The organism is Niallia oryzisoli (assembly GCF_036670025.1).
In the GTDB taxonomy this organism is placed as follows: domain Bacteria; phylum Bacillota; class Bacilli; order Bacillales; family Cytobacillaceae; genus Bacillus_BD; species Bacillus_BD oryzisoli.
Genome location: NZ_CP137640.1, coordinates 3760951 through 3774831, shown reverse-complemented (window position 1 = coordinate 3774831; position 13881 = coordinate 3760951). Strand labels below are relative to the sequence as shown.

The following is a 13881-nucleotide window of genomic DNA, read 5'->3' as shown; positions in this document are numbered from 1 at the left end:
ACTCAACTTAACTTAACTCATGCTCTAAGCGCGCAAAGTAAAGTACTAAAAAATAAATCTCAATCGACGTTAATTCGATATCAGGGAAGAGAAGGTTAAATATCATTCGTATGTTATCCTGGTGCCGATCGAAATCACATCGAACAACAGGATTCATCCTCTTTTGCTCCCCTTGAATAAGCTGATTTCCGTATATTCGCTCCAGCAATCTAGACAAATGGCTGATAAAGGATTTGCACACCAATACTTTTGCAGTTAATTTAACCTGTAGGTAATCCTCTATAGCGGGGACTAGAATCATCAAATCCTTAGTTATTTCCTTTGTATAGCCATCAGTATTAACAAACGAAGAAATATTTGATAAAAACGGGATTGAAGTTTCGTTCATCGTCATCCCCCTTAAATTAGGAAGCTATTAATATGTGTATTAGTTTCATTTCATCCTATTCCTCAGTTTTTTCTTCACCATTAATAAAACAAAAAGGCGCCAAACCTCCGCTGCAATAATCCAATAAATCAGCGGGGGAAGGCACCTTTTAATTCGTCCATCTTCTTATGAACCTATTATGATATAATTTAATATATGAAAATTGTTAATATAAAGTTTTTTATCACTGGTTATTAAGTAGGTGTAATAGATGATTATTAATATAAATGATGAAGCATACAATGATGAAATGGTTATAGATGAGCGGCCGATGGCTACGTCTTCAAGTGCTTTAGGGATTATGCGGCACCAGCTTGTGAGAAATATCGGAATTGAAAGGATCAAAGGATTTTTAGTCCGATTTGGCTGGGAAATGGGTGTAAATGATGCGAAAGAAGCATTAAAAAAGAATATTTCTGTCAAAACATTGATTGAACAAGGTCCTATCGTACATATGAAGAGCGGACATATTCGTGGATTTACACATGAGTGTTCAGCAGAATTTAATGAGCATGACGAAGTTGTTTCATTGCACGGAAGCGGGACTTGGATTGATTCCTACGAGGCTGTAGAACATGTGAAAAGATTAGGGTTATCGGACACGCAAGTTTGTCATACATTGATTGGCTATTCAAGCGGTTTTATGACAACGATATGCGGGCAAACGGTTTTAGCTAAGGAAATCACTTGTGTTGGAAAAGGAGATCCCGTTTGCACTTGGATCACAAGAACAAAGATAGAATGGGATCGTATGATGGAGGACGAACTATCCTATTATCAAGAAACCCCAATCATGGAGGAGTTAGAGTATACCTATGAACAACTCCTTGAACAACAGAGCTTTTTGACACAATTAACAGAATTCCAAAAAAAGTTAAACGAAGAGATTGCCAATGGAACAGACTTAGAATCGATTACCAGCAAGGTATATGACAGCACACAAATTCCCATTCTTGTTGAAGATAAGGAACTTCGAACCATCACATACGCAGGTTTATCAGAAGACATGTATCGTGAACTAGATTTGGATATGAAAGAATATATGCGGAAGAGTAAGAGTCAAAACTTGTTACCAATCGGGAAGAAAACCATTAAAACAGACAGACAAGAAAAATTGATTTCACCTATTTATGTAGAAAAAAAGGTCCTTGGATATTGTTCGTTTTTATACAATGATGGGAAAACTCATAATGAAGAAAAGGATTATTTAATATTAGATCGTTTTGCAAACGCTGTCTCATTGATTTTATTAAATGAAAAGACGAGATTTGAATCGTTTGAACGGATGAAAGGAAACTTTTTAGAACAAATTCTCCAAGCACAAATTCCAGCTCATGAGATCATTCAAAGGGGAAAATATGCAAATCTAGATTTGGACAAGCCTTATTATGTGGTGGCCATGGAGTATCGGAAAACGGAACAATCTACGTTATCGATGGAAGAAGAGTTTTTTCTGCAGGAGCAGATTTTAGAAGTAATTTTTGAGTATTTTAATGATCATAAGTATCAAAATTTAATTGGTCAGCGAGAAGGTAAATTAATATTATTCATGATTAAACAGCAGAAAAATTTCTCTATTCAAACAGCTATTGACGAACTATACCAATTTTTGAAACGTGCGTTTCCACACGGAGAATTTAAACTAGGGGTTAGTAATGAGGGGCATGATATCAAGGATGCCGCTGCTTATTACGAAGAAGCTTCTATTGCGTTAAAGTTAACTTTACAAAAAAACATTGTTTCTTTTGATTCATTGGGGATTGTCGGAGTTTTAATTAATTCGAATAATCTTAAGGGAATTAAAATGGTCGCTAAAAAGGAGCTTGGAGACCTCTATCAACTGGATGATCCAAGGAATATCGAGCTTTTGAAAACTTTATATGTATTTCTGTCAAATGGCGGGAAGTTGGAGCAAACGATGAGTGATCTGGTTCTTTCCATGAGCGGTCTTAGACATCGAATACGAAGAATTGAAGGATTATTAGAAAAAGATTTACGTGATCCGGAAGAAATGCACCAATTACTATTAATCTTAAAAGCGCTGATTGCTTTAGGAGAAATTTCTATTGATTAAAAATACGTAAAAATAAAGCAAGTAGTGGAAGGCGAATGCTTTCCACTACTTGCTTTTGTATTATATAGACAAGTTACCCATTCTGCTCTACCATTTTTTCCTCTACTGGACTTTTAATAGAAGCTTTCTTTCCGTGTGCAAAAAAATAAAACCCCATACAAAGTAACATCCAAATGGCTACCGATAGGTATAAATGCTGTAGACTCATGAATCCGATCAAGATCCCGATTAAATAAGGCCCAATCCCATTAGCCAAATCAAGGAACATAAAAAAAGTCGAGGTGGCTAATGCTTTTCGATTTGATGGAGATTGCTGGATAGCGATGGCTTGGAAATTTGAAAGGACCGTACCATAGCCGATTCCAATCAAAGCCCCGGATAACAAAAAGACTAACGCATTCTGTGTTTGACTTAAAAGGATGAACCCAATCGCTAAACAAATGATTAACGGGTATGTCACTTTATTTTCTCCATATTTGTCAAACCATTTTCCCGTAAATGGTCTTGATACTAATAAAGCTGCTGCATATACCATGAAAAAATAGCTGGATATTTCGACTAAATCTATTTCTCTAGCATAAAGCGATAAATAGGATAGCAGACTCGCATAGCCTAGCGTAATAATCAAAAGAATAGTGGAAATAGGAAGAGCCCTTGGTTCAATAAAGTCTTTCCAATGCCATTTCGTTATTTTTGTATCATGGATGGAGTTCACTTCAGGTACTTTCAAAAATAATGAAATAATGAAATCAATGACAGCGACCACGGTTCCAATTAGTAGAATGATGTGAAAGCTTGCATGTTCAATGACGTATAACCCGATAAACGGGCCAATTGCCATCGCCAAGTTCATACTTGTTGTATAATAACCGGTTCCTTCTCCGCGTCGTTCATTTGGTATCAAGTCTGCTGCAATGGCACCTGCAATCGTTGTAATGAAACCATGTGAGGCACCATGAATCACACGAATCAGCATGAAAAGCACAAAATGATTCACCTGTAAATGAAGAAACATCGCAACCACAAATACGATTAAAGCCACAATCATTGCACGTTTTCTACCGATTCGATCCATATATTTTCCTGCAAAAATGCGTGCCGCAAGTGAGGCAAGTACGAAAATTCCAATCGATAACCCAGCCATACTAGGACTGGCACTAAATTCCTTTGTGACATACAGAGCTATTGTAACCATTAGAATATAGAACACAATATGGGTGAAAAAATTGTTTAAAGAAATAAGGATAAAATCCTTTGTCCACTGTTTTGGTTTTGTCACATTCAGTTCCCTCCTTTATTTGAAATAGTATAACAAGATAAAAATGCCTATTCAGTAAAATGAATTGGGAATTTTCAATATGAACAAAAAGTGTTCATTGGAAGGATCAAAGATGAATAATTTTTGTTCTAGTCTGAAAATTAAGAATTAATTAAACTATAGTTAATCAACAAAACAACATAAACAAAGTGTAAATGTTGAAAGCGATAACAATAAACACATAAACATTACTTAAAAAAGGGGTTGTTCATATGGTAACGCAAATGGTTGAAACTCAAACAAAATCAGTAGAAGAAATTCTATTAGAAGGCGCAAAAAGAATTGGGGAATTAGCTGAAAAGGAAGCACGAGAAGCTGAAATAAATGCCACCATTTCTGAAAACGTCGTCAATCTTATAAAAGAAACACAAATTTCTAGAATTATGTTACCGAAGAAATATGGCGGTCCGCAAGTTGACTTACGAACGTTCGCTAAAATTGTTCGTACGGTATCTTATCATAATGTTTCAGCTGGCTGGTTGACATATCTTTATCCATTACACAATATCCTTCCAGCTTATCTCCCTGAAAAAGGACGCGATGAAATCGTCAACCAAGGCGGACTAATCTGTGATGTTTTTGCTGCAGTAGGGAAAGCAGAAAAAGATGGGGATGGATATCGCATCAGTGGTAAATGGAATTTTGCCAGCGGCTGCTTATATAGTGATTGGATCGGACTTGGTGTAGAGATTCAATTCCCTGATAGTGACAAACCAGAAGTTTGCTTACCGATGTTAAAGGCATCAGAAGTTGAAATTGTTAAAAACTGGGATACCTTTGGGTTACGAGGAAGCGGTTCCAACCAAGTCATTGCTGATAATGTGTATGTTCCAATGGAAAGAATCCTACGCCTAACTGCAGCGGATGCAACAGGAAGACCGCCTGAAGAAGATTACGATAAGGATTACCCATTATACCATGTTCCATTTTATCCAGCCTTTTATCTTGGTTTTCCAAACATGGCATTAGGCGGAGCAGAAAGATTAATTGAAGAGTTTAAAAAAGCTACTGAAAATCGTGTTCGTTTAATGGATGGCGTAAGAGAAAGTGAATCACCTCGCAGTCAAAGGGTAATAGCGGAAATTATGACACAGTTCCATTCTGCTGAAAGCTTAATGGACAAATATTTAACACTGCTAGAAAACTATGATAAAGATGGTCGTAAAACAAGCCGTGCCGAATTCTTTGCGATTCGAACTCAAATTACGAAAACATGTACAGATATCGCAGTAAGAATCCTATTAACGCTAGGCGGCGGTGCTCTTTATAAAGGCGGTGTCATTGAGCTTATGATCAGAGATATTTTATCCGTTGCAACTCATAAGACTTCTTTATATGAAGATTCAGTTGCTGCTTATGGCCAAGAACTATTTGGATTCGATTCAGGTGTAAGAGGTTAAGAAAGGAAAGCATCATATGTACCAAGTTGGTTTCAAGTTACCGGCTTGGTACATGGAAATTCAACTTTGGAGAGTAATAGAAAATGGATGATCGTCAATTTCGTACAGCAATGGGAAAGTTTTCAACAGGTGTCACAGTAATTGCAACAGAGGTGGCCGGAGAAGGGATTCATGGTATGACAGCAAATGCTTTTATGTCCGTATCCCTTGATCCAAAATTAGTTGTCATTTCAATTGGGGAAAAAGCGAAAGTATTAAATAAAATCAAGGAAAGTCAAACGTTTACAGTCAATATATTAAGTGCCGATCAACAAGAAGTCTCTATGATTTTTGCGGGACAAATAAAAGATAAGGAAGTAGAGTTTGATCGTCTTGATGGAAAGCCAGTCATTCCTGGGGCTGTGACACAAATTGCTTGTGAAGTTTCTGCTGAGCACGTCGAGGGTGACCATACTTTGTTTATCGGAAAAGTGACGGATATACATATTGATGATGAGGCAGAGCCACTTATTTTTTATAGCGGCAGATACCGTTCATTACTAAGTGTTCAGCCTGTCACAAACTAAGTAAAAGGAGAGTGACTGCATGGAAACGATTTTTATAACCCGAGAAAATCTTGCGAGTAGGCAAAGGTCAGCGAAAACATCTGTCATGGCACTAGGGTTTTTTGATGGCCTTCATCAAGGACATCGAAAAGTCATCCAAACTGCTTTAAAAAAGGCAAAGGAACAAAATATGAAGCTTTCAGTTATGAGTTTTTTTCCACACCCGAAAACTGTTATTACTAATGGAAAAAAGAAAGTTTGCTATTTAATGCCTTTATCTGAAAAAGAAAAGATGTTAGAGCAGCTTGGAGTGGATATCTTTTATATTGTTCAATTTGATAAAGAGTTTGGTTCCCTATCGCCCGAACAATTTGTCTATCAATATTTGCTACAGCTCGGTGTTGTCCATGCAGTCGCTGGTTTTGATTTTTCCTATGGATCGCGCGGGCTTGGAAATCTAGACCGGTTAAAAAATGATTCCGGTGGGTTGATTGAAGTGACAAAGGTAGAAAAAGTAGCCTGCAAGGGTGAAAAAATTAGCTCCACCTGTATAAGGGAAAGGCTTGTAAAAGGATTGGTAGAAGAAATTCCCAATTTTCTAGGCCGTCCATATGAAGTGAAGGGAATCTGGGATGGAATAACAATCAATCTCGAATCCTATTATACCCTGCCTGCCCCAGGCCGTTACATAGTAACAATGAAAAAAGGGCTGCATTCTGTTGAAACTGAATTGATTGTGACCAAGGAATCAATGCTTCAGACCTGTAGTGAGCTTCCATATCAATTGGTAGGGGAAATGTCGATCCTTTGGCACCATCAAATTTCAAATAATGAAATCTCAAATGAAAAAATGTTAGTAACCATCTAAATGGAAATGGGAGTGAGAAAATGGCGAAGTTAATTGCGGGAATTGCGATGTCACATAGTCCAATGATTATGACAAGCGAGGAAGCTGCAGGAGAAAAAGGACAACGCTTTCTACAAAAGGCTGCCGAAATGAAGAAGTGGTTAAAGGAAAGTGGTGCTGAGATTATCGTTCTGATTTCGGATGACCATTTTAATAGTTATTTTTATGACCATATGCCATCATTTACGATTGGAATTGATCGTTGTGAGGGTTGGGGTGATTGGCAAATTCCAGAATATGATATTCCGGTTGAAAAAGATTTAGCGAAGCATATTCTCAACACAGGATTGGCTAGTAATGTTGACTTTGCGTTTACGATGAGGATGAAAGTGGACCATGGTCATACACAGGCCATCTATTTCTTAAATGAAGAGTTAGATATTCCTGTTGTACCTATTGCAGTCAATACTGCCGCACCTCCTCTTCCAACCATGGATCGCTGCTTCCAAGTAGGAGAATTGGTGACAAAAGCCATTGAATCCTGGGAATCTGATAAAAAGGTAGCGATTGTGGCTTCAGGAGGTTTATCACACTGGGTTCCGATTCCTAAAATAGATAGTCAAAAAGAAGAAGATCAGGGCTTGGTTCAAATTTTAAAAAATGGCCGTCAGGAAATTGAGCAGCTTGATGAATATTTAGAAACAAGAAAAACAAGAGTGACGAGCCTGAAAACAGGGCCTGTGAATGAAGAATGGGATCGTCAATTTTTAAATCTGATTACGGAAAAAGATTATCAGTCTTTAAGAAGCTGGACTTCCGATTATATTGAAGAAAATGGGGGCAATGGCGGACAGGAAATTCACAATTGGCTTGTTCTTATGGGAGCACTGCAAAACTTTGAAAACCAAGTGGCTTTTTATGAGCCAATCCCCGAATGGGTAACTGGCATGGCGATTGTGCAGTTTGCGAATGTGATTGAGCAAAAACAGCCGTCAACAGCTGAAACAATGAGTGTTTAAAATACTTTAATAATAGGGAGAGTTGAAAATGACAATTTGGACAGATCTAGCAGATATCGAATATAAATTATATTATTTGGATGCAAACGGAATTAAGACAAGGGTATTGGAAGCAGGTACAGGGGAACCGTTAATTTTGCTTCACGGTACAGGTGGTCATATTGAAGCATATGCTAGAAACATGAAAGGATTAAGTGAAAAATTTCGTGTGATTTGTATTGATATGGTCGGTCACGGTTATACGGATAAGCCAAATCGTGAATATGGAATTGATTTTTATAGTGAACATCTTTTAGGCGTCATTCAAGCACTTGGTTTATCAAAAGTCTATCTGTCAGGTGAATCATTAGGCGGCTGGGTAGCAGCATGGTTTGCGGCTGAACATCCTGAGTATGTGAAAGCGATGGTTTTAAATACACCTGGAAATGTGAAAAACAAGCTAGAAGTGATGGCAAAATTAAAGGAATCAACGATTAAAGCAGTGATTGAAGCGAACTATGAAAATGTGAAAACAAGACTTGAATGGTTAATGTATGACAAAAGTCAAGTAACAGAAGAGCTTATTCAATGCCGTTATAATATCTATACAAGACCAGAATACAGGGAAGCAGTTTACAATATCGTTTGTCTGCAAGACATTAAAATAAGAGAAAAGTATTCATGGGATTCTTCTTGGTGCGGGAAAATCAATTGTCCTACGTTGCTAGCGTGGACAGATCATGATCCAACCTCAACGGTTGAAGAAGGAAAACCGCTGCAGGAAATGATTCCTGGAAGTGAATTTATTGTCATTAAGGATGCCGGACACTGGCCACAGTGGGAAAAGCCAGAAGAGTTTAATGAAATTGTGATCAATTTCTTGTTAGAGGAAACCACAAAAGTTGCTGTTCAGTAATAAATAGAAGCTGTTTGAAAAAACACCTAGAATAAGAGAAGAACAATGATTTGTTTTTCTCTTACTTTTTTCGATTATATTATCTGAATCTTTAGAATTAAATAGTTTCTCTTAAAATAGGAGGTTTAACTTTATGGAGCAGAAAAGTGCGGAGAAATCCAAACTATCCAAGACAGCATGGGTTGTCATTACTTTATTATTTTTATTAACGGTTATCAGTAATGCAGATAAAGCGATCATCGGATTTGCCTCTGTTCCTATCATGGATGAATTAGGGCTGAACGCTGAGCAGTGGGGAATAGTCGGCAGTGTTTTCTTTCTTTTGTATTCGCTTTCAGCTGTCCTTGGAGGGATGCTTGCTGACAAAGTTGGAACAAGAGTTGTTATTGCAGGAATGGTCATTGTATGGTCAGTTGTCCAAGTTTCAACAATCTTTGTGTCAAGCTTTGCCTTTTTATTGATTACAAGAATTATTTTGGGTGCTGGTGAAGGACCTTCCTATTCTCTAGCCATGACAGCGGCATCCAAATGGCTGCCGAAGGAAAAACGAGGAATCGGGATTTCATTTATTTCCATTGGCGGACCATTGGGAGTAGCCATTTCCGCTCCTATTTTAATGAGTATGATTACCAATTATGGCTGGCGTTCAGCCTTTATTGTAACTGGAATCATTGGAGCGATCTGGGTCGTTGTTTGGTTGTGGATTGTTAAGGAGAAAAAGGAATCAGCGGAGGAATCCATTGTATCGAAATTAGATGTAAACCAGTCAGCAGACAAAGGGAATACTAAATTTTTATCTGTCCTTCTGTCAAAAAACTTTATCATCATTGCTTTATGTGGATTTGCTACATACTGGTCATTTACAATTGGTTTAAACTGGCTGCCTAATTATTTGGAAAATGTTCGTAAGTTAAGTCCAGAAATATTATCAATCGTCGTTGCGCTTCCATGGATATTAATTACTTTGTCCCAAATATCTTTTTCGATGATTTCGGATCGTCTTTTTCATAAAACGAAGAGTGTTGTAAAAGGCCGTGTGTTCGTACTAGGTCCCGTCATGGCAACTGGAGCAGTTTGTTATTTTATCGGGTCCATGACAAGTTCGAATCTTCTAGCCATTGCCTTATTATCACTTGGATTAACATTTGGCTGTATTACGTTGGTATTAGGCCCAGCCATTTTAATGGAGCTTGTTCCCAAACAACATCAAGGGAAAATTCAAGGTTGGTTCATGGCCATTACTTCACTAGGCGGGATTGTTGGTCCTTATGTAACCGGCTATTTAATCGAAAACTCTTCAAGCGCTGCTGCAGGGTTTGAATTTGCCTTTATTGTTTGCGGAGTGGTATTGCTTGTTTTTGGCGGGCTTGTATGGGCATTCGTAAGACCGAAAAAGTCTGAAGTTCCTGTTACCGGCCAAGAATTACAGGAAACTGTTTGAAATAGTTTGCAGTAAAACGCTTGAGTACAACACACACTCAAGCGTTCTTTGTTTTGTTCTTATTTTGTAAAAGAAGAAGTTAGTGCGCCATTAAAGTCATATCATGTGTAAAACAAAAGATATTCCCGTATAATAGTTGAGAGTAACCGAGTAGGGGGGATTGTAATGCATATCGAAATGTGGACAGACTTCGCTTGACCATTTTGCTATATTGGCAAAAAGCGTCTGGAGGACGCTATTAAACAAATTGATCATCCAATCGAAGTGACGTATCGATGCTTTGAATTGGATCCAACGATGGAAAAAGATGTAAAAGAAAATATGTACGAGGCCTTAGCTAAGAAATATGGTATGACTATAGACCAAGCAAAAGCGAATACGCAAAACGTTGTTCAAATGGCAAAGGAAGTTGGTTTAGATTATCAGATGGATACGCTGATTTTAACCAATACCTTTGATGCGCACCGTTTAACGATGTATGCCAAAACTAAAGGCTTAATGAAAGAGATGACAGACCGGATTCTGCGTGCCTATTTTACTGAATCCATGCATATTGGAGACCATGAGACTCTAACAGAATTAGCCGTAGAAGTAGGGCTTGACCGGGATGAAGTGAAGAACATGCTCTCAAGCGAAGCAATGTCAGATGTCGTTAGGGAAGAAGAACAATTAGCGCGACAGTACCGTGTAACAGGCGTCCCATTCTTCCTTATTAATAAAAAATATGCTTTAACCGGTGCCCAGCCAACAGAGACGTTTGTACAGGCATTGAAAAAGGTGATCGTAGAAGATGAGATCGTCGTTTTGAACAATCAAGACGGACTGAACTGTGATGAGAATGGTTGTGAAATTCCTAAAAAGGATTAGATTTAATTTCCTTTTTTTTAATAAAGTGCGTAGTTTGAAAAGAGCATGGGTTTTCCTGTATTAGTCAGCAGGAGAACCCATGCTCTTTTACAATTTGTTCACCCTCAGATGAACAGATTGTTCAAAGTGAACAGAATGTACACTTGTTTATTCACCTAAATCACCCCCGACTAGAATCTTTTCATTAAAAATAGACGTACTAGCCACGGTATTACGATTCAGAAAATTATTTTTAATCTAAATAATTAACTAATTGGCACGGGAATTGCATATATACAATGTGAGATAAAAAATATTCTCACACTTTTTATGTTAAAAAATCCTAAGGAGGAAGATATATGCAAATTAAAGCAGCAGTCACAAGTTCAAAAGGTGAGGATTTTCGTATTGAAACGATTACACTTGATGAGCCGAAAGCAGGGGAAGTACTAATTCGTCTTGTCGCATCAGGGATTTGTCATACCGATATGGTGGCCCAGCATCAAGAATACCCGGTTCCCCTCCCGGCCGTTTTAGGACATGAGGGTTCTGGAGTAGTCGAAAAGGTAGGACCTGGTGTATCAACATTAGAACCTGGGGACCATGTGGTTATGGGATTTGCTCATTGCGGAAAATGTAACCAATGTTTATCAGGACATCCATATGTATGTGAGAGGTTTTTTGAACTGAATTTTGCCGGAAAAATGGAGGATGGAACTTGCCGTCATCACAATCACTCAAATGATGATTTATCTATTTTCTTCGGTCAGTCTTCGTTCGGTACCTATACAGTTGTAAATGAGCGTAACGTTGTGAAGGTGGACAAAGATGTCGATTTGGCTTTGCTTGGACCTCTTGGTTGTGGCATTCAAACAGGAAGCGGTGCTGTATTAAACCGTTTAAAACCTGAAACCGGTTCCAGCATCGTTGTTTTTGGAACAGGAGCAGTTGGTCTTAGTGCACTCATGGCTGCAAAAGCAGTAGGATGCAGAACGATTATCGCTGTGGATGTACATGACAACCGACTTGAGCTTGCGAAAGAATTAGGAGCAACACACACCATTAATGCACGTCATGTTGAGGTTCCGGAAGAAGTGAAAAAGATTGTCGCCGGGGGTGTGAACTATGCCGTTGAAACAGCGGGAGTTCCGGGTATTTTAAGACAAGCTGTTGATTCTCTAGGTATTCGCGGGGTGGTATGCCAAATTGGAGCGCCGCCGCTTGGAACAGATGAAAAAATAGATGTGAATGACCTGCTGCTATTAAATAAAACCATCACAGGAGTCGTTGAAGGGGATAGCATTCCGCGGATTTTCATCCCTCAATTAATCTCGTTATATAAAGAAGGAAAATTTCCGTTTAATAAACTAGTGAAGTTTTATAACTTTGAAGATATTAACCAGGCTGTTATAGATTCTAAAAATGGTACAACCATCAAACCAATCATTAAAATGGGCTAAAAACTTAGGAGGGATTGTAAGATATGACAACAATAACTACAACATTTACTCAATGGAGTAACCAATATATTGGAGGAGAATGGAGAAAAGGGCAAAGTCATAGTGTAAATAGTAATCAAAATCCATTTGATCACTCTGAGCTAGTAAAAATTCAATTAGCTTCCGTTGAGGACATTGATGCTGCGTACCAATCAGCAGCAAAAGTTCAGAAGGACTGGCAAAAAACAAGTCCGGAAAAACGTTCAGCTATCTTGAAAAAAGCAGCAGAAGTGTTAGAAAATCGCAGAGATGAAATTGTCCAGATTCTTGTTACAGAATCTGGAAGCAGTTTTGCCAAAGCTAACGCTGAAGTGGACTTTTCGATTGCTGATATAAATGAGTTTGCAGGATTGCCCTTTCAAATGGAAACGGAAGTTGTTTCATCTGTAATCCCTGGTAAAGAAAACCGTGTGTATCATTTGCCAGTCGGAGTAGTGGGTGTGATTAGCCCATTTAACTTTCCATTATATTTATCAATGCGTGCTATAGCTCCGGCCTTAGCTGCCGGGAATGGTGTGGTGGTTAAACCTGATTTACAAACATTTATATCGGGTGGTCTTATCATTGCGAGCATACTAGAAGAAGCAGGACTTCCTAAGGGTCTCTTTAATGTTATCGTTGCTGATATTTCGGAAGTTGGGGATTCATTTGTTGAGCATCCTATTCCAAAAGTAATCTCCTTCACTGGATCCACATCAGTTGGGAAACATATCAGTGAATTATGTGGAAAAAACCTTAAAAAAGTTGCATTAGAGCTCGGTGGAAATAATGTGATGATTGTCCTTGAGGATGCTGATATCCATCAGGCAGCTAGTGCGGCGGTGTTTGGAAAGTTTCTACATCAAGGCCAAATTTGTATGGCATTGAATCGAATCATCGTACATCGGAATATTTATGATGAATTTGTTAAAGTATTTAAGGCAAAAACGGAGATGATCAAATCGGGAAATCCTGCTGATCCTGAAGTATTCGTTGGACCGTTAATTTCTAAGAAACAAATAGATAAAGTTCAAGCATGGATTGATGATTCCATCCGTGAAGGAGCGATATGCATCCAACGTGGCAATGTGAAAGGAACATTAATGGAGCCTGTCATTCTAACAAATGTTTCAAATGATATGGCTATCGCAAGGAATGAGCAATTTGCACCTGTTGCTGCCATTATACCAGCAGAAAGTGAAGAAGATGCGATTGCAATCGCGAATGAAAGTGAATATGGTTTAAGCGGTTCCATTTTTACAGGTGATTTAGAACATAGTGTGGAGGTTGCATTACAAATACACACTGGTATGATCCATGTGAATGACCAAAGTGTAAACTGTGAGTCAAACGTTCCATTTGGAGGTGAAAAATCCTCTGGATTAGGCCGTTATGGCGGTCATTGGTCTCTTGAGGAGTTTACGACGACACGCTGGGTATCTGTACAGAAGGAGAACCGTCCGTTTCCGTTCTAAGACTCTGTATGATAGGAAGAAAATCCCTTGGTTTGACCGAGGGACTTTCTTTTTTTCATGATGTCAGACAGGTTTACAAGTGGATGATAATAATAATTGTACGCTATAATAGTTTA

12 protein-coding genes are annotated in these 13881 nt (G+C 38.3%); 10 read left to right on the top strand and 2 right to left on the bottom strand.

What is annotated here, in order from left to right; all coding sequences use genetic code 11:
• Positions 1–7 precede the first annotated feature (7 nt).
• Positions 8–388: a hypothetical protein gene (locus R4Z09_RS18980; RefSeq protein WP_338448316.1), complete on the bottom strand. Its 381-nt coding sequence runs from the start codon at positions 386–388 to the stop codon at positions 8–10.
• Positions 389–638: 250 nt separating this feature from the next.
• Between R4Z09_RS18980 and R4Z09_RS18975 the strand changes: the two genes are divergently transcribed.
• Entirely contained in the window at positions 639–2501 is a 1863-nt protein-coding gene (locus tag R4Z09_RS18975; RefSeq protein ID WP_338448315.1) for a XylR N-terminal domain-containing protein, read from the top strand.
• Between the two features lie 73 nt (positions 2502–2574).
• On the opposite strand, the gene R4Z09_RS18970 is transcribed toward R4Z09_RS18975, so the two are convergent.
• Positions 2575–3780 (bottom strand): MFS transporter, encoded by a 1206-nt coding sequence (locus tag R4Z09_RS18970; protein ID WP_338448314.1) that lies wholly within the window; start codon positions 3778–3780, stop codon positions 2575–2577.
• 251 nt (positions 3781–4031) lie between these two features.
• Here R4Z09_RS18970 and R4Z09_RS18965 point away from each other — a divergent pair, with 251 nt between their 5' ends.
• The 9 genes from R4Z09_RS18965 (at position 4032) to R4Z09_RS18925 (ending at position 13765) form a co-directional block, all read left to right on the top strand.
• Positions 4032–5219, top strand: a complete 1188-nt coding sequence (locus tag R4Z09_RS18965; RefSeq protein ID WP_338448313.1) for an acyl-CoA dehydrogenase — start codon at positions 4032–4034, stop codon at positions 5217–5219.
• Positions 5220–5302: 83 nt separating this feature from the next.
• Positions 5303–5785 (top strand): flavin reductase family protein, encoded by a 483-nt coding sequence (locus tag R4Z09_RS18960; protein WP_338448312.1) that lies wholly within the window; start codon positions 5303–5305, stop codon positions 5783–5785.
• Between the two features lie 19 nt (positions 5786–5804).
• On the top strand, positions 5805–6632 hold the full coding sequence (locus R4Z09_RS18955) for an FAD synthetase family protein (RefSeq protein WP_338448311.1): 828 nt from the start codon (positions 5805–5807) through the stop codon (positions 6630–6632).
• A 20-nt stretch (positions 6633–6652) separates the two neighbouring features.
• Positions 6653–7630, top strand: a complete 978-nt coding sequence (locus tag R4Z09_RS18950) for a hypothetical protein (protein ID WP_338448310.1) — start codon at positions 6653–6655, stop codon at positions 7628–7630.
• Between the two features lie 28 nt (positions 7631–7658).
• The gene (locus tag R4Z09_RS18945) at positions 7659–8525 is read left to right on the top strand and encodes an alpha/beta hydrolase (RefSeq protein ID WP_338448309.1); all 867 of its coding nucleotides are present in this window, start codon (positions 7659–7661) and stop codon (positions 8523–8525) included.
• Between the two features lie 133 nt (positions 8526–8658).
• Positions 8659–9966: an MFS transporter gene (locus R4Z09_RS18940; protein WP_338448308.1), complete on the top strand. Its 1308-nt coding sequence runs from the start codon at positions 8659–8661 to the stop codon at positions 9964–9966.
• Between the two features lie 210 nt (positions 9967–10176).
• Positions 10177–10833, top strand: coding sequence for a DsbA family oxidoreductase (locus R4Z09_RS18935; RefSeq protein WP_338453303.1), 657 nt, complete (start codon positions 10177–10179; stop codon positions 10831–10833).
• A gap of 338 nt (positions 10834–11171) precedes the next feature.
• Positions 11172–12272 carry an NAD(P)-dependent alcohol dehydrogenase gene (locus tag R4Z09_RS18930; protein WP_338448307.1) on the top strand — a complete coding sequence of 367 codons (1101 nt, stop codon included), beginning with the start codon at positions 11172–11174 and terminating at the stop codon, positions 12270–12272.
• 23 nt (positions 12273–12295) lie between these two features.
• Positions 12296–13765 (top strand): aldehyde dehydrogenase family protein, encoded by a 1470-nt coding sequence (locus R4Z09_RS18925; protein ID WP_338448306.1) that lies wholly within the window; start codon positions 12296–12298, stop codon positions 13763–13765.
• Positions 13766–13881 lie beyond the last annotated feature (116 nt).

Coding starts and splice junctions, on each gene's coding strand:
- R4Z09_RS18980 (WP_338448316.1), bottom strand. CDS start 388: ATGAACGAAACTTCAATCCCGTTTTTATCAAATATTTCTTCGTTTGTT.
- R4Z09_RS18975 (WP_338448315.1), top strand. CDS start 639: ATGATTATTAATATAAATGATGAAGCATACAATGATGAAATGGTTATA.
- R4Z09_RS18965 (WP_338448313.1), top strand. CDS start 4,032: ATGGTAACGCAAATGGTTGAAACTCAAACAAAATCAGTAGAAGAAATT.
- R4Z09_RS18960 (WP_338448312.1), top strand. CDS start 5,303: ATGGATGATCGTCAATTTCGTACAGCAATGGGAAAGTTTTCAACAGGT.
- R4Z09_RS18955 (WP_338448311.1), top strand. CDS start 5,805: ATGGAAACGATTTTTATAACCCGAGAAAATCTTGCGAGTAGGCAAAGG.
- R4Z09_RS18950 (WP_338448310.1), top strand. CDS start 6,653: ATGGCGAAGTTAATTGCGGGAATTGCGATGTCACATAGTCCAATGATT.
- R4Z09_RS18945 (WP_338448309.1), top strand. CDS start 7,659: ATGACAATTTGGACAGATCTAGCAGATATCGAATATAAATTATATTAT.
- R4Z09_RS18940 (WP_338448308.1), top strand. CDS start 8,659: ATGGAGCAGAAAAGTGCGGAGAAATCCAAACTATCCAAGACAGCATGG.
- R4Z09_RS18930 (WP_338448307.1), top strand. CDS start 11,172: ATGCAAATTAAAGCAGCAGTCACAAGTTCAAAAGGTGAGGATTTTCGT.
- R4Z09_RS18925 (WP_338448306.1), top strand. CDS start 12,296: ATGACAACAATAACTACAACATTTACTCAATGGAGTAACCAATATATT.